The organism is SAR86 cluster bacterium, assembly GCA_023703675.1.
Taxonomy (GTDB): Bacteria; Pseudomonadota; Gammaproteobacteria; order Magnimaribacterales; family AG-339-G14; genus AG-339-G14.
This window is the reverse complement of the sequence record CP097974.1, coordinates 424,371-440,671: the sequence shown is the minus strand read 5'-3', so window position 1 is coordinate 440,671 and position 16,301 is coordinate 424,371. Positions and strand designations below refer to the sequence as shown.

Below are 16,301 nucleotides of genomic sequence, written 5' to 3'. Positions count from 1 at the left end.
ATTATTCATAAAATAATTCATAGATATTTCCCTTAATTTTAACGTCGGGATTTTCAGAAATATTGCCTTTAAATATTTTCGAAAGCCTAGAGAATATATTTTTTGAATTAGCAGAAAGATTATAATTCAATTCATTATCTATATAAAAAAAACCTGAAAGGAAATTTTTATCAGGGTAGCTTTCAAATTCACCATAAAGTTTAGCGTCTCTGCATTCTAGCTCCGCTACCAAGCTACTGTCGGATTGAATGTTTAGTGGGCTTTTTCTTAGAATGGTTGCGCTTGTTTTGCCTGAAGCTTCATAACAACCGTTCAAGTCAAATGTTAGATTAATTTTTTCGCCATTTATTTTAGACAAAGTTGGTAAATTTTTTATAAATCTTCTTGAGCCGATCTCAAAATCTAAGTCATACATTTCAAATTTTTTAGTAAAAAGATAGTCAACTAATTTTAGTTTCCCAGAAATTTTAACTTGGGAATCAATTAAATTGAATTCAAGGCTTCTAAGATCCATTTCCGTAATCAAATCTCCGAGTTTCTCATTAGCAAAAGTTAAGTTTGATATTTTTCCAGACCAAATTGTCCCACTTACATCTGAATAAGTAATTTGCGGGAAATAATTTGTCAAAAGAGGTTGAATTGTTCTTAGAGGCAAATTAATTAAGATTATGCTTAAAGTGACAACAATCACTACAAAAAATAAATAAAAAAAAGTTTTCACTTTAATCTGAAACTAAAATTATTTGAGCTGAAATAAAATCTTTTGAGCTTTTTCTTAGGTTTAGCTGGTCAATGTCTATGCCGTTTTTACTGATAGAAATTATCCAATTATATAAATCCAAAAATCTTACTTGATTGATTAATACAGAGATATTTCCATCTGGCAGGGGTTGTGTTCTATCAATAATCACATCAAAACTTTTTGAAGATTCATTTAGAAATGAACTTAAGTTGCCGGAAAAAATTTTTCTATTTTCTCCATTATCCATTGGAATAGAATTTAGAAATTCAATTCTGGATATGACATTAGATTTTTCGTTTGCATAAAAACTAGCTTGTCTATCTAGAAACCAATTAAATTCTAATATGACGTAAAAAAAGACAGCAATCGTAAACCCTGCAAAAAAGAATTGGTAAATATTTGGTATTTTTGAAAGGTTAAAATTGCTGAACATTTATTTCACCTAAAATTTTATTATTTAACCTTCTCGATGCTCCCGCTCGACTTTCTACTCCCATAGAACTTATTAAGTTAATAAGATTTTCTATTTCTGCATACGAAGAAGTTTCAACTTCAAGATTAAAATTATCTCTATCAAATTTAATCGATACCAAATTGATGTCCTCTGACAGCGTAATGCTCTCAGAAATAATTCCAATTTTTCTCAGTTGGTCGGCAGATGTTGATTCAATATTTATCAAACTATTCACTTGTCTAATTAAATCCGATTTAATTTCTTGATTCGGAAATTTCTGTTTAAACGAGGCTAGAAGCTCTTCCTCTAGATAGCTATTTGAAATAATCAAAGAGAAAACTTGAATTAAGTTAGAAAAAATAAAAATAGAAATTACTGCAGTAGCAGAATAAAAATAAAAACTAAATTTATTAAATATCTTTGACCACAAGATCTTCGGTTCGTATTCGTTTACAAGAAAGTTATTTGTAGCCGTTGTCCAATTAATATTCAAATCAGAAAATATGTCAGATTCTTTTTTAAATATCTTTGGATTCAAAATCTCAAATTTTGAAACATCAAATTTTGAATTTTCATCTAAATAGCAATCTATCGTGTCGAAGTTTTCTTTATTTTGTATGTCTATTAAAAAATTTTCTAACTGATGAATCTTGGTGTTGAAGTTATAGTTTTCTGAAATTGTGAGAATAACGCTCTCTCCAAATATGAAAACTGATGGATTGGTGATCTCAATGTTCTCAAACGATTTTAAAGAAGATAAATTTAAATGCTCAAATTTCGTTATAAAACTTTCTAAGTTATGCTTTGAAATACAGACAATATTTTTGCCATTTTTATTTAGATTCCAAACGAAAGAATTAACATTATCTAAAAGCTTTTCTTCCAATAAAACAGGCGCGGCTTTCGATATATTTCTTTTTGAAGTATCGGGTAGATTAATTTTAAACGAATTAAATTTATCAGAAATTAGATATAGACTTTTTTTAAAATCTTCATATTTTTTAGAGTCAAAATCTTCGAGGAGATTTAACTTGCCATCAAAAATATAATAGAGAAAACGGTCTTGCTCCTCTAAATAGAAAATTACTATTTCAGGACTCACAACTCTTCACCCTTTTTTCTAGATACAACACTAAAATTTATTCCGTCATCAATTATTTCACTACGCATTATAAAGCTGAACTCATCGTAAGTAATTTTTGTTTTTAATAAAAAAACATCTGATTCAGTGGATAAAATTTTCCTCGAATAACTAGAGTTTATCTTCTGGTTAACAATCTCTTGGTTTAAAAATTGGTCTATTTTTTGGTACCCGCCTAGAGGAATCTCCTTTATGATCATTTCGGCTTCAAACGTTGAAAGTTCATTGTTGCTTAAAGCTATTAGTAAATTGGGCTTACCAACGTTCATGCTGTTTATATTAATGGTGTTAATTGTCTTAGGCAGAGCACAAATATAAGGTTTGATTAAATTAAAAATTTCTTCAGTAACACCTCTTATTTTCCTCAGTTCAGCAACATTAGTTAAATCTGAACTTGGGGTAAGAATATTTTTTTCTAAACGTTGATAGTAATCATCTTCAGCACCATCAAATTTATCGGGGAAATTGTCTAGATCGACCCAATCTATTAGCGACGATGAAATTTCTGAAATCGTTATTTCTGCAATGTTAAAACTTTTCAATAGATTTTCAAAAATATTTAGCGCGTCTTGATCAATGGTTTTTGATTGGGATAAATAATCATTTGTTACCAATAAATTCAAATTAAAGCAGAAGCTCATGTCTTTTATTCTGGCATCAAGCGCGCCTCTATCTAAAGGAAAGTTAATCGGGCTAGAATTATCTGAGCTTGTCACCAATAACTTTTTTCTATTTGCCTCATCGTTCAAATAATTAAGCGCAAATGATTCAAGACTTAAAATAGTGATTAAACTTGATTGCTCAGAAACGTATCTTTTTTGATCTTCGGAAGTATTAATTATTAAAGAAAACAATCCATAACCTACTATAGAAATAATACTGGTAATGAATAACACCATTAACAGAGCAACTCCATTTTGAGAGGAAAAAAATATTCTTTTAATCATCAACTAAGAAAGTCTTTTGAAAAACATCGTCTTTAAATTGCAAGGTTATCTCAAGGAATTTTGGTAAGTTTAAACTTTCATCAATTGGCCAAAAATTATAATTTCTTTCTTTGAATGCAATGACATTTACCGAATCTACCTCAACTAGAAGTGTAATGGGGCTGGTATTGTATTCTGACAATAAACTATCCGTAGAATATCTTTCAATTCTCCCATCTTCTAGAACGTATTTAATTCTTTGATACACTCCAGTTTCCTGAACTCCTTCGCTTTCAGAATGTCTTGTAAACTCTAAGAAAGGCTCTCCTTCAAGCCAATCATTCTGCGCAAAAAATGACGAACTATAATTAGTATTAGTATTTTTTAATGGCTTATTAATAGAATGAATCAAATCATCTTTGATAATTTCAGAAGTATTTATTAACCTTCTTAACTTATTAGTTTCTTCCGAAACTAACAAAGAGCTGTTAACCGATATATTTGTAAAAGATAAAATTAAGAGGCTCATCAAACTAAAAATTGACAAGACCACAAGTATCTCGATTAAGCTATACCCTTTGTTTAAATTCATTTGACAGCTTTGTATATTTCTAAACTTACTATTTTTTTAGTTGCTGGATTCTCAGCAGTTAAATTGATGTTAAGTGAATTAAGATTTTTATTTAAACTGATAGCCCTCTTCCAAATTATTCGCTTACCCATCATATTGACTTCTCCAGAAGTTTGATTGTTGGTCAGAAAACTTTGATCTAAATAAGATTTCAACAGTAAATTTTCAGCAACTGTTCGAAGATAAAAATCGCTTTGCAGTTCAATAGAGTTTTTTGTAGAAAAATTGAGACTGCTTATACCCGCCGTGGTAACTAGAGCTAAAATGAGCAAAGCTATAAGTAACTCTACTAGCGTAAAGCCTTTCATTACTTTTAGTCCCAGTTTGTAATGTCAGAATCCAAACCTTCTCCTCCAATAGAGCCATCGGCTCCAAAGGAAAAAAGATCAAATGATCCATTTTTACCCGGTCGTTTGTACTGATAAGGATTTCCCCAAGGATCTGCTTCGAGTCTCTTTATATATCCACCTTGGCGATATCTATCTTTGAAGCGGTGATTTTCAGGGGTCGATATCAAGGCCTCTAAACCCTCTCTTTGAGTTGGATAGGAATACATATCCAAACGATATAATTCTAATGCTTGCTCCATGATTCTTATGTCTGCGGTCGCTTTATCGACTCTAGCCCTATCTTGGCTTGGCAAAACATTTATTGCGACTACTGCGGTTAAAAGACCGATGATCATGAGTACTACCAAGATTTCAATAAGGCTAAATCCTTTTTCGATTAAAACTTTAAGATTCTTAATTTTTTTCATAACGACGAAGAAAGCGTATTCAATTGAACTAAAGGTAACAAAATAGCTAATACAATTAAAGCAACAAATAGACCCAAAAAAATTACCACTATTGGCTCCAGCATATTCATTGCAATTTTTGTTGACGATTCGAAACGTGATTCGAGATACTCAGACACTTTTTCAAGCATTTCTTCTAACTTGCCACTCTTTTCTCCGTTATCAATCATGTGAATAACCATTGGAGGAATTTCTGGTATTGAAGTCAAAGAGCTTGTAATGGATTCTCCTTCCTTAACTTTATCTGAAATCTTTTTTAGTTGATCTTTCAAATACAAATTTGAAATGGTTTCAGCAGAAATTTCTAAAGCATTTATTATTGAGACTCCACCACTTCTCAACATACTAAGCGAACTGGTATACCTAGAAAGATCGGCATCTAATAAAAAGTTTTTAATAATAGGTATTTTTAAAAAAAATTTGTCTGAGCTTCTTTTGATTTTTTTTAGCCCATAAATTCTAGATAAAATTACTAAACCAAAGCCAATTAAAACGAGGAATGAGTAAAAAATATAGCTCGAAAGCGCATTTGATATTGCAATGAAAATTTTAGTTATCAAAGGTAATTCTTGATTTAGTCCTGAAAATTGGGAGACAACTCCTGGCACAACAAAAACCATCAAAAGACCAATCACACCAATTGAAACTAAAAATAAAATTATTGGATATGTTAAAGCTCCAAGAATTTCTTGAGACATTTTTGCTCTGCCCTCTAAAAAATCTGAAGTCTTATTCAATATGTACCCTAACTCTCCTGAAGTTTCTCCAGCCTTTACCAGAGAACAAAAAAGATTGTCAAATACTTTGGGATGTTCACCTAAGGATTCAGACAATTTAAATCCAGATTTCACCTTACTAGAAACTTGTTTTATAACATTTGAAAAGTTAGCAGACCCTGTTTGTAAGGCCACCGAATCCAAAGATTGATCAATCGGCATGCCACTATTAATTAAGGTAGACAGCTGTCTAGAAAAAAGAGAAAGCTGCGAAAGACTTATCGAATTAAAAAAGGGAAAATGAAAAAATTTTTTAGTTTCTTTTACTTTTAAAGGTATTAATTTTCTATTTTTAAGCTCATTTTTTGCTTCTTCGACGGAATCGGCAATTAAGTATCCCGATTCAGATTCGCCCGAATTGTCTAAAGCATCATAAGAAAAATTTGCCATTGTCTATTCGCTTTCCTTTAGCACCCTTTTTAGCTCAACTTCACTCGTTATTCCTTTTTCAACTTTTTTCAATCCATCTTGATAAATGGAATCAAATTTTTTATTGGATATTTTTTTTATTTCATTTTCACTTTTATTCTCATGAATCAAATTCTTAATTTCGTCATCAACTACCAAAGATTCATAAATACCTGTTCTTCCTGAAAATTCATTTTTTTCGTCTAACTTTCTAACCAACCTTTGTGCAATTACCAGCTTTAAAGTGCTTGCAAGTAAATATGGTTCGACTCCCATGTCATACAATCGTGTAATTGCACCTACTGCATCATTGGTATGAACAGTAGATAAAACCAAGTGTCCAGTTAGACTTGCTTGAATGGCAGTTTCTGCAGTTTCTTTATCTCTAATCTCTCCGACCATAACCACGTCAGGGTCTTGTCTTAAAATTGCTCTTAATCCTTTAGAAAAAGACATGCCTACTTTTTGATTTACTTGTGTTTGCCCAATGCCATTCAGAGCATATTCTATGGGGTCTTCAACTGTAAGGATATTTCTTGTGTTGTCATTTAAATAACTCAAACCTGAATACAATGTTGTTGTTTTGCCCGAGCCGGTTGGCCCAGTTACCAAAATAATTCCACTAGTATTTTTTAATTGATCCAAATAATTTTGCATGATTTGATCATTCATCCCTAATTCTTTTAAATCTAAGCTTGCTTCTGCTTTATCTAGCAATCTCAAAACAATTCTTTCGCCATAACTTGAGGGCAAAGTTGATACCCTTATATCAACCCACTTCTCTCCAAGTTTTAGAGACATTCTTCCGTCTTGAGGCACCCTTCTTTCCGCGATATCAAGATTGGACATAATTTTAATTCGAGCATTTAAAAGGGAGGAAACTCTAGAACTAGGTTTTAATTTTTCTTTCAATATCCCATCAACTCTAAATCTAATCGATAAGTATTCTTCGTATGGCTCTATGTGAATATCCGAAGCTCCATCTTTGATAGCCTCAGCAAGAACTGCATTAATAAGTTTAATGACAGGCGCTTCGTTACTGTCGTCTAATAAATCCTCTGTTTTAGGCAAATCTGAGGCAAGTGTGTCTAAATCAATACTCTCATCAACGCCCTGAACTAAATCTGATGAATTAGATGAATTTTCAGTAAAAATATCCGAAAGTTTTTTATTGAAATCGCTAAACTCAAGCTTGCTCAATACGAATGAATCATCATATTTTTTTTGTATATAGGCGATTAAACTTAGTTCGGCGTCCTCGGTATAAAAAAGAACCGAAGACTCTTTATTCTTACTGAGAATAATTTGATGATCTTTAGAATAGTTATAATCTAAAAAAGTTTCGTCATTCTTCATCTTTCTCAATTGGATAAATTAAGTCTTCAAGAATATCTAAATTTGGTGTTGGTCTTCCTTTATTTTCTCTTAACATTTGTTCAGCTTTTAAAAAATTATATTTACTGTTGGTGATTTCAGACATATCGCCAATGTCTCGAATTATTGAAGGCTTTAAAAAGATAGCCAAGTTTTTTTTGGTTCTTGAAGTTGTAGTTGATTTAAAGAGTCTTCCCAAAAGCGGAATATCTCCTAAAAGAGGTATTTTTCTTTCTGCTTCTTGCACATCATCATCGATTAATCCTCCCAAGACGATTGTTTGGTTGTCTTCAACCATTACGACCGTTTCTAAAGATCTTAAGTTGGTAACAATTTCAGAAGCACCAACCGCTACTGGCCCCAATATACTTGAGACCTCTTGTTGAATGTCTAACTTAATTGAATCGCCTTCGTTGATTTGAGGTTTCACTCTCAACTTCACGCCAACTTCTTGCCTATCGATGGTTCTAAAAGGATTAGTGTTGTTAGCACCTAAAGATTCACCAGTTGTAATCGGTATTTCTTGTCCAACGATGATGGAGGATTCTTCATTATCCATAGTTAAAATCGAAGGTGTGGACAAGACATTTGAGTCGGTATCCTTTCTTAAAACGCTAAGAATTAGTGCAAAGCTTTCTTGACCTTTAGTATATTTTCCGACTCCAGCAGCGAAGCCATCCAGTGTTAACAAAGATCCTGCCGCAGTTGGAATTGAAGTTGAACCAGAAGTTGTATCGTATACTTCCCCGCCTACGATGGCTGTTAAATCAGGTGAAGGGCTCCCAAATCTTTGAGAAGCAATGGGTGTATCTGTACCGTCTCCAGAATATAAGAATTGCACACCCAATTCTTTAGACAAAGTATCCGAAATTTCTACTATGATAGCCTCCACCAATACTTGAGCTCTTTTTATATCCAATTGCGAGATCAAGTCTTCAATAGCTATCATGACATCAGGTTCCGCCGAAATGATTAACGAATTTGTCTCCTGATGAGCCGTAATACTAGTTTTTATCTGATTGGATTGGTTGGAGCTTAATATATTTGCTGACATTGAAGATAAAACCTCTTGAAGCGCAATGGCCTCAGCATATTTAAGATAGAAAACTCTCAAGGTGCTAGAGCCTTTTTGTTCCACGTCTAAACTTTTTATCAAATCGAGCATACGAGCGACAATAAAATCTTCCCCAACAAGAAGAAGTGAATTGTTCCTTTCAATAGCGTAAGCATTGAACTGATTGGCGTTTAGTCCAGCATTGTTTTCATTAAATATTTGTTTTGCCAATAAAGAAATTTCAGAGGCCGAAGTATGTTTTAAGTTAACCAATTCATATCTGTCGCCAGGAATTTTATCCAGCTCTGCGATAAGCTTCTCAATTCTTCTTACGTTGGAAGCTCGATCTGCAATGATTAATGTATTTGAAGGTTCATAAATCGCTAGATGACCTTGAGAATTAATCAAAGGTCTTAGTATTGTTACCAATGCAACTGATGATGTCTGCTGAGGTCTTACAGTGGTTGTTACAAGTTTATCGTCTGGCGTAGTGGTCGAAAGTAATTCGGTGTAATTTTGTCTACCATTAATTTCAGGAATGATTTTTACTGCGGAATCTTGCTCGACTGCAGAAAATCCATGAACACTCAAAACCGAGAGGAAGACTTCATAAGCTTCGTCGATACTTAAATCCTCATTTGAAACTACCGTAACGTTAGCATTCACCCTAGGATCGATAATAAATGTTTTACCTGTGATAGAAGATATGTCGGTTATAAAAGCCTTGAGATTTGCATCTCTCATATTTATTGTCACTGAAAGTGAATGAGCGGAAAACAAAGTTACAAAACATACAACGAGAAATTTTCTTGCCAAGGAATTCATATTTTACCTACATCAAAATTTAAATTTATTTGATCTTCTCCTCTTTTGATCAAAAAATTTAAAGCATTCGTTGATTCTAAAAATGACTCAATTGAATCGTTGTCTTCAATATTTAGCTCGGAAATGTTCATTCCATTTATTGAAATCAATATATCCCCAGGAATTAGCTCCAATTCATCATACAATCTTGAATCCTCTCCAGGCGAAACTTCTAAACCTATTAAAAGTCCGTTCTCAATAATGGGAGTGAATGATAAAAGATCGTCAACGGATTGACCGGAAAGCCAATTTTCAAAATTTTTCTTTTCTTTCTTTGTTTCTGCTAATTCAATTCCAGTAATTACAGAACTTTTATCAAAGGATAGACTCTCCGAAATTCCTGACCTTGATATAGTTACAAAATCTTTTTGAATCGATTCTAAATAAACGTTGTCTTGAATTAAATCGCCTGGAACGTAAGCTTTTTGATCTTTGTTATTAACCCCTATAGTGGCAAAATTTTTATCGTCTGACGAAGTTACTCCAAAAAGTTTCAAAGAAAGATTAGTCTCGGGAGCTTTTATAAAATCCAAAATTTGGTTGGCATTGCTATCAAGAGAAGAAGAAAAAGGATCTTTAAATAATTCAATGGTTGAAGCTCCGGATCCTTGAGCGATCTGGTAATTTACCTTCTCAGAAAAAAAAATATTTAAAATTAGATTCGATAGCTCGAGGACAAGAACTAAAGATAAAATCGAAACAAAGACGAGTCTTCTCTTTTGATCCATATAAAAGATTAAGTCTTTTGTTTTTTGTAAGTAAATCGTGTTTATTTTCATTAAAGTTTGAAAATTTTACTTTAATTTGCTCAATTTAACTAAAAACATTCAATAAGATTTGTTACGAATCTGTAACTTTTATGAATTTATTTTTTAATTACTCAAAAAAATATTCTATAGTTTTTAAGTGTTTATGGATATTTTACTAGTCATGCTTTTGGGCTTAATTTTTGGGAGCTCCTTAAATAGCATAGGTTTCAGATTGCCCTTAATTCTCAATTATGAAAGAAAATCTCCTCATTTACCGTCGTTAAACCTTTTTTGGCCTAGATCCTTTTGTTCAAGTTGCGGAAGGCAAATCTCATGGATAAATTTAATACCTGTTTATGGATTTTTAAGGCAAAGAGGATCATGTAATTTTTGTAAAAAAAAAATAACACTAGAGTATCCCTTCACAGAAATTATATGTTCTTTACTATTTATCGCCCTTTATTTTAAATTTGGCTTATTAAGCATAAATTTTTATTTACACTTAATACTTTTTTTGAACCTCATACTTATTTCAAAAATTGATCTAAATTTTTTTAAAATACCCTTTTTTCTTAATTTATTGATCTTATTTAATGTTTGTTTAATTAATTCAGATACTATTTTCCAAACACTATTATTTATTTTAATTACCTTTTTAGCATTATTATTTGTCAGTATTGTTTTTAAGATTCTTCGTTCCAGGGAGGGTCTTGGAATGGGCGATGTACTGTTAATTTCTTTTTTATCTGGTTTATTTGAACTAGAAAAAATTCCTTTACTGATTTTATTTTCATCAGTGTCAGGAATTTTTTTTTATGTTGTTATGACGTATATCAAAAACAAAAGAAACTTTGAAATTGCTTTTGGTCCGCACATAGCTTTGTCTGGGATTTGGATGTTATTTATTCTTTGAATAAAAGACTTTACACACTAAAAATTATTCTTAATAAAATATAGAATAAAATTGTAAAAGCTGCTCCAGCTGGAATAGTTACTAACCATGAAGCAATTATTCTCTTTATGGAAGCATAATCTAAGTGTTCTGCGCCTTTAGCTAGACCAACACCTATAACTCCACCAACTAGTGTATGTGTAGTTGAAATAGGAAACCCAAGATAAGTTGCAGCAACAACAGTAGACGCTGTGGCCATTTCAGCGGAGAAGCCAAGACTAGGAGTTAGAGCTGTAATTTTTTTTCCGACTGTTGAGATGACCCTGGAACCTAGAGTTGCTAAACCAAAAACTATCCCAATACCTCCAACAAGTAACACCCATGGGCTGATTAAAGATTTAGATCCTATTTCGCCAGTATCCACAACACTTACAACTGCTGCTAAAGGTCCAATTGCATTTGCAACATCATTTGAACCATGGGCAAAAGCCATGGCGCTAGCAGAAACTATCATCAGCAATCCAAATGCAAATTCAATGCCGCCTTCTCTCATTATTTGATCTTTATTCCTTCTTAAAAAAAATGCTGTTCCAGTTGCAACAATAATGCTAAAAATTAAAGTAAATAAATAAATTTCATTTTCTGAAAATTCTATTCCTACATGTTTAAGACCTTTCCTTGCTGTGACGAGTGAAATAACGACTGCTACTAGAAAACTATAAAATGGAATAAAAGTGATAGCTGCTTTTCCAGGATTGGCTCTGTCTAAGATTAATTTTTTTGCAGAAATATAAAGTCCAAAGGCTAAAGTTCCAGAAAATAAAGGGGAAGTTACCCAACTCATTGCTATATTACCAACCTTACCCCAAGATACGGCATCTACTCCCTTAGAAATTAGTACGAAACCAATAATAGCTCCCACTATTGAGTGAGTAGTAGAAACAGGCCAGCCTCTTAAACTCGCGATAAACAACCAAGTACCTCCTGCTAAAAGAGCTGATATCATGCCCATTACAAATATATTTACATCATTGGCATAGAGATTTGGATCTACGATGCCTTTTCTAATTGTAGAAGTTACTTCTCCACCTGCTAAAAAAGCTCCTAAAAATTCAAAAATAGCCGCAATTATTACTGCTTGTTTAAGGGTTATAGCTTTGCTTCCTACAGAAGTCCCCATGGAGTTTGCAACATCGTTAGCCCCAATGCCGAAAGCCATAAAAAAACCAATAAATCCTGCAATCAAAAGTATGTTAAAAGGATCCAAAAACAAAGTTTCCATATTGAGAGTCTCTAAATTAAAAATAATTTTACTACAAGATTGTTAAGAAACTGTTGCCTTAATGAAACTTAATTTTAGATATAAAAGTAAAATTTAGATGAAATAGTGAATGATTCAAATCCTTGCAATTTATGGATAAATAAAAAGACTTAGGTTTTTTTTTCAGAGATATTTATGAAAAATAAAGAACTGCCACTAAAACTATCCATAAAGAAATAAAACCAAATATAACCATCTCTTGCACTTGAGACTTTGCAGGTATTAATCTTTGATCTTTAAGAACGGTTTTAGTATTCATATTATTTGTAACATTATTGACACTTTTATGTCACATAATTGACACAATAGATGAATTTTATAAAAAAAACTAGCATTTTTTTCAAAACTTTAAATTTAAATATTTAAAAATTTAATTCGATTCCTATTTCAGTTTAGTCCTTAGGCTGACAAGAAATAGATTTATCCAGAACAATAAAAGGCAAAGGTAAGAATTAATGCATATGAGTGATTGAATTATTTGATATAAACCCTAGATATTATCTAGGAACAGTTAAAGCATCAAGTACATCTTTGAAAGAGACAATTTTAAAGTTTTGCCTTTTAGTTTTATACCCATCTTTATTAAGACCATCTTGTGCAATCATAATACCTTCTGGATACTCATCACTCAGTTTAAAGTTGATTGTTTCTATACCGTCAGTATCAGTAACATTGTCTATACTTTTTGAAGAACCTATTCTAAAACTGGTTATATAATCATATGGATAATTCCTATCATACAAATTAAATTTACTATCGCCTTGAGAGGACAAAATTAAATAACCAGAATTGTTTGATGTTTTATATAAAGATACTCCCTCTGGGTCGCCACCAATTTGACCTTCTCTAGAATCGACAATATAAGGCTCAGAGAAATCAAAACTGTCATCGAGTCTATAAGCTTTTAAAACCCCTCTTACTTCTTCTTCTGATATAAAAAGAGTTCTATTGAAATCATCATAAACACACCCTTCCGATTCTCCACCATTATTAAAAGTTGTTATAAGATCGAGGCCATTATCAGTCAGGTTCCATACTTCAACTCGCGGACCAGTGTCTTCTGTTAAAAAAGCAACTAATCCATACTTTGGATCGATTCCAGCGCATATACCATATACGATAATATTTGATTTACCTCTAAATGATGGTTTTGATGGGACTTCCCATGAATTATTTTTAAGTTTTTGTCTTGTTTTATTATCTTCAAATACCCATAAATCTACCGATCCTAATGTTCTATTAGACCCAAAAAGAAAAGTAAAATCAGAGACATTCTCATCGTCTCCAAGATTCATACTTCTTGTATCAACATTATTAATCCTGCCAAGATTTGTATAACTCAACTCTTGTCCTTGAAGATTGTAACTATAAATTCCGCTTTTTTTATCAGTTCCAAAGATAATTGAATTTGAAGGATTATTTTTATTTACCCATATTGCAGGATCATCAGCTGCATCTCCCTCAGTTATAACTGGCGGTGTCTCGTAAATTGCCTCAACCTCAACATAATCTGCAAAAGCAAAAGTAGACAAGAAAAAGGCAAGTATGAAACTTGCCTTTTTTGGGGGAAAATAATTTTTAGTACTTATAAGTGAAACCAATTGTCGCACTTCTACCATATTCATCATATTGAGAAAGTCTTGAAGGATTGCCCCAATAATAGAATTCTGGTTCGTCATTTATATTAATTAAGTCTAATTTAAGAGTTAAATTATCATCCAAATAATATTTGGCTGTAAAGTCTATTTGCGAATGATCGTCAGTAAATCTGATATTGTCATAATTTAGATTATCTACAGTAGTTTCTATATCATCATCAGCAAGATAATCTAAGTAATCGCTTCTTTGAGCTAACGAGAGTCTCATGTCAACTTTTCCTTTGTCGTACCCAATTGATAAATTTCTTGTGCTATCAGCGAGTTTTCTAAATGGAACGGTAAACACACCGGCAGCGCTAGGAACATCACTTTCAGCGTCAACTTCAGTTAAATTTAATGAGATGAATAAACCATCAAATGGTTCAGGAAGATTCACAAATTCACTGAAAAAATTGAATTCAATTCCATCAACTGTTGACTTTTCACTGTTAATGTATGTTTCTAATTCGCTAAAGTTAATCCCTCCAACAACACCTGCTGTAACTTGAGGATAAATAGCATTTTTAACATCTTTCCTAAAATAACCTATTGATACTGCGCCATTTTCATAATATCTTTCAAAACTAAGATCTAGATTTGTAGATTCATATGGTTCTAAGTCAGGATTACCCATTTCTCCCTTATAAATTGTACTTCCATCCGCTGCAGTTCCATCCGATTTAAAGTCTGCTACGGGAGCAGTTTCACCAAATCCAGGTCTAGATAAAGATCGAAAAATTGCACCACGAACTATTGTGTCGTCATTGACGAAGTATTTTACGTTTACACTTGGTGATACGAATGTGTAATTTTTAGATGCTCTAATAGTAGAGTCATCTTCTTTATTGTATCCAAGTGTATCAAATGAAGTGTCCTCTGCCCTTAGACCAGCAATCACAACTGCATTTTCAAATTCCATTGTGCCCATTAAATAAAGTGCTGTGATATCTTCTTCAGAAACAAAATCTTTGTCAAAGTTAGGTTTTGCATAGTTATTTGTTAATGAACCAAATGTGCCCTGAAGAGCGAAGATTGTTGCAGGATCTGCCATGGGACCAAATACATTTGGCCAAGGCCAGTTAACTGGTGTAGTGATTGGATTGTAATTTGATTGAGAAGTACCAGGATCCGAAGCGAAACCTGAAACAGTTTTTTCTTTTTCTCGAGTGCTATATTTGAAGCCAAATTTTAAAGTCGTTGGAATATCAGAAACCGTAAAACCTTCTTTTGTAAAATCAGCCTGAAATGATGATATTGTGTCATCAATTACAGAATCTTCCTCTTCAATCTCATCTACTCCCATGCTTGCTGGATCATAAATATTTCCAGCCCCAGTAGTAATTGCAGTAGCTAGAGTCATACGTGGTATTTGAGGATTTGAATAATCAAAAGATCCACAAGGTCCTCCACAAGCAGCTGCCTTAAAGGTACTGCTTCTAAACTTTGCATCAACATTGTCTGTATCATCTTCTTCAGCAAAAGAATTCGAAAATGCAAACTCTGCATCCCAACCGTTGACTATTGTGTTACCACCTAGAATGAATGTTCTGATTGTTCTAACTTCCTCCCTAACTCTTACTTCTGCATCTCTTCTTATTTCTGTAATAGTGCTTCCTACAGCAGTAACATTACTGTTTTTTAACTTCCCGTACTCATCTTTATATCTGAGCTCATCATCCACGTATTCATTCCATAAAATATTTGCATACATAGATGATTCATCATTGATCCTATAGTCAATGTCGTAAGTAATACCTAATCTTTCTCTGGTTAAATCATAATATCTGCTTTCAAAATCATCATCTATTGCATAGTTTCCACCAGTGGCAGCCCAAGCAGGAAAACCGGTTTCATTGTTGTAAGTAATTACTTGTTTTTTAGAATAAGTAAGACCAATTATATGTCCCACATTTTCACTAATCAGATCTCCGTAGGTGAGGGAGATTTTAGGATTATCATTATTATATGTTTGATCGTTGTATTGGGTATTTGCTTTTAGTTTGAAATACGTGCCATCCAAGTCTAGAGCGCTTTTCGTATTAAACTCAACTCTTCCACCAATAGAATCAAGATCTTGATCAGGAGTTAAAGATTTGTATACTTCAATAGAATCTAGAAGTTCTGTTGGTAGACCGTCGAGCATCACTTTTCTTCCACCTTCTGGTGCTGGAATAGTTGCGCCATTGACAGAAATATTGTTTAAGTCTCCAGAAAGACCTCTAACAGTAACATAACGGCCCTCACCTTGGTCGTTTTCAACTGAAATACCTGAGATTCTTCTTAAAGCCTCTGCAGCGGTAGTATCTGGAAATTCACCTAATGCATCTGAATCTATAACAGATATAATCTGATCGGATTCCCTTTGCTTTTCTATAGCAGAGATAATGCTAGCTTTTGTTCCAACTACAAATAGTTCCTCAATATTTTCTGAGTCTTCTTGAGAAAATACAAAAGGGTTTGCAAAAATTAAAAGAAATAAATATATTTTTTTCATAGGAGTCCCTCAATAAACTTAGAGTTAATGTATACAAAAAAT

General features: G+C 32.7%; 15 protein-coding genes. 1 reads left to right on the top strand and 14 read right to left on the bottom strand.

The genetic code is table 11. From position 1 onward, the window contains the following. Position 1: 1 nt before the first annotated feature. Genes M9C82_02185 through M9C82_02135 form a run of 11 tightly spaced genes read right to left on the bottom strand, consistent with a single transcriptional unit; the run spans position 2 to position 9,945 of the window. Positions 2–721, bottom strand: coding sequence for a type II secretion system protein N (locus M9C82_02185; protein ID URQ73962.1), 720 nt, complete (start codon positions 719–721; stop codon positions 2–4). A gap of 1 nt (position 722) precedes the next feature. After that, complete coding sequence (gspM, locus tag M9C82_02180) at positions 723–1,175, bottom strand: type II secretion system protein GspM (GenBank protein URQ73961.1); 453 nt, start codon at positions 1,173–1,175, stop codon at positions 723–725. Continuing rightward, positions 1,159–2,298, bottom strand: a complete 1,140-nt coding sequence (locus tag M9C82_02175; protein URQ73960.1) for a hypothetical protein — start codon at positions 2,296–2,298, stop codon at positions 1,159–1,161. Before M9C82_02175 ends, gspM begins: the two co-directional genes overlap by 17 nt. Further along, complete coding sequence (gspK, locus tag M9C82_02170; protein ID URQ73959.1) at positions 2,295–3,284, bottom strand: type II secretion system minor pseudopilin GspK; 990 nt, start codon at positions 3,282–3,284, stop codon at positions 2,295–2,297. The genes M9C82_02175 and gspK overlap by 4 nt, the downstream gene beginning before the upstream one ends. Continuing rightward, positions 3,277–3,855 (bottom strand): GspJ family type II secretion system protein, encoded by a 579-nt coding sequence (locus M9C82_02165; GenBank protein URQ73958.1) that lies wholly within the window; start codon positions 3,853–3,855, stop codon positions 3,277–3,279. Before M9C82_02165 ends, gspK begins: the two co-directional genes overlap by 8 nt. After that, the gene (locus tag M9C82_02160) at positions 3,852–4,202 is read right to left on the bottom strand and encodes a type II secretion system protein GspI (GenBank protein ID URQ73957.1); all 351 of its coding nucleotides are present in this window, start codon (positions 4,200–4,202) and stop codon (positions 3,852–3,854) included. Before M9C82_02160 ends, M9C82_02165 begins: the two co-directional genes overlap by 4 nt. 5 nt (positions 4,203–4,207) lie before the next feature. Beyond that, positions 4,208–4,651, bottom strand: coding sequence for a type II secretion system major pseudopilin GspG (gspG, locus tag M9C82_02155; GenBank protein URQ73956.1), 444 nt, complete (start codon positions 4,649–4,651; stop codon positions 4,208–4,210). After that, positions 4,648–5,856: a type II secretion system F family protein gene (locus M9C82_02150; protein URQ73955.1), complete on the bottom strand. Its 1,209-nt coding sequence runs from the start codon at positions 5,854–5,856 to the stop codon at positions 4,648–4,650. The genes gspG and M9C82_02150 overlap by 4 nt, the downstream gene beginning before the upstream one ends. 3 nt (positions 5,857–5,859) lie before the next feature. Beyond that, positions 5,860–7,230 carry a Flp pilus assembly complex ATPase component TadA gene (gene tadA, locus M9C82_02145; GenBank protein URQ73954.1) on the bottom strand — a complete coding sequence of 457 codons (1,371 nt, stop codon included), beginning with the start codon at positions 7,228–7,230 and terminating at the stop codon, positions 5,860–5,862. After that, complete coding sequence (gene gspD, locus M9C82_02140) at positions 7,220–9,118, bottom strand: type II secretion system secretin GspD (GenBank protein ID URQ73953.1); 1,899 nt, start codon at positions 9,116–9,118, stop codon at positions 7,220–7,222. Before gspD ends, tadA begins: the two co-directional genes overlap by 11 nt. Positions 9,119–9,123: 5 nt before the next feature. Then, a complete protein-coding gene (locus M9C82_02135) occupies positions 9,124–9,945 on the bottom strand; it encodes a hypothetical protein (protein ID URQ73952.1) in 822 nt (273 codons plus the stop codon). A 151-nt stretch (positions 9,946–10,096) separates the two neighbouring features. Between M9C82_02135 and M9C82_02130 the strand changes: the two genes are divergently transcribed. Next, on the top strand, positions 10,097–10,828 hold the full coding sequence (locus tag M9C82_02130; GenBank protein URQ74113.1) for a prepilin peptidase: 732 nt from the start codon (positions 10,097–10,099) through the stop codon (positions 10,826–10,828). A gap of 10 nt (positions 10,829–10,838) precedes the next feature. Here M9C82_02130 and M9C82_02125 read toward each other — a convergent pair whose 3' ends face one another. From M9C82_02125 to M9C82_02115, 3 genes are all read right to left on the bottom strand, one after another. Then, positions 10,839–12,089 carry an inorganic phosphate transporter gene (locus tag M9C82_02125; GenBank protein ID URQ73951.1) on the bottom strand — a complete coding sequence of 417 codons (1,251 nt, stop codon included), beginning with the start codon at positions 12,087–12,089 and terminating at the stop codon, positions 10,839–10,841. Positions 12,090–12,625: 536 nt separating this feature from the next. Continuing rightward, on the bottom strand, positions 12,626–13,747 hold the full coding sequence (locus M9C82_02120; protein URQ73950.1) for a phytase: 1,122 nt from the start codon (positions 13,745–13,747) through the stop codon (positions 12,626–12,628). After that, positions 13,707–16,259 (bottom strand): TonB-dependent receptor, encoded by a 2,553-nt coding sequence (locus tag M9C82_02115; GenBank protein ID URQ73949.1) that lies wholly within the window; start codon positions 16,257–16,259, stop codon positions 13,707–13,709. Before M9C82_02115 ends, M9C82_02120 begins: the two co-directional genes overlap by 41 nt. Positions 16,260–16,301 lie beyond the last annotated feature (42 nt).

What these genes read in the sequence shown, in the direction of transcription:
- M9C82_02130 (URQ74113.1), top strand. Translation starts at nt 10,097, where the DNA reads ATGCTTTTGGGCTTAATTTTTGGGAGCTCCTTAAATAGCATAGGTTTC.
- M9C82_02150 (URQ73955.1), bottom strand. Translation starts at nt 5,856, where the DNA reads ATGGCAAATTTTTCTTATGATGCTTTAGACAATTCGGGCGAATCTGAA.
- M9C82_02120 (URQ73950.1), bottom strand. Translation starts at nt 13,747, where the DNA reads ATGGTAGAAGTGCGACAATTGGTTTCACTTATAAGTACTAAAAATTAT.
- gspK (URQ73959.1), bottom strand. Translation starts at nt 3,284, where the DNA reads ATGATTAAAAGAATATTTTTTTCCTCTCAAAATGGAGTTGCTCTGTTA.
- tadA (URQ73954.1), bottom strand. Translation starts at nt 7,230, where the DNA reads ATGAAGAATGACGAAACTTTTTTAGATTATAACTATTCTAAAGATCAT.
- gspG (URQ73956.1), bottom strand. Translation starts at nt 4,651, where the DNA reads ATGAAAAAAATTAAGAATCTTAAAGTTTTAATCGAAAAAGGATTTAGC.
- M9C82_02165 (URQ73958.1), bottom strand. Translation starts at nt 3,855, where the DNA reads ATGAATTTAAACAAAGGGTATAGCTTAATCGAGATACTTGTGGTCTTG.
- M9C82_02160 (URQ73957.1), bottom strand. Translation starts at nt 4,202, where the DNA reads ATGAAAGGCTTTACGCTAGTAGAGTTACTTATAGCTTTGCTCATTTTA.
- M9C82_02115 (URQ73949.1), bottom strand. Translation starts at nt 16,259, where the DNA reads ATGAAAAAAATATATTTATTTCTTTTAATTTTTGCAAACCCTTTTGTA.
- gspM (URQ73961.1), bottom strand. Translation starts at nt 1,175, where the DNA reads ATGTTCAGCAATTTTAACCTTTCAAAAATACCAAATATTTACCAATTC.
- M9C82_02125 (URQ73951.1), bottom strand. Translation starts at nt 12,089, where the DNA reads ATGGAAACTTTGTTTTTGGATCCTTTTAACATACTTTTGATTGCAGGA.
- M9C82_02135 (URQ73952.1), bottom strand. Translation starts at nt 9,945, where the DNA reads ATGAAAATAAACACGATTTACTTACAAAAAACAAAAGACTTAATCTTT.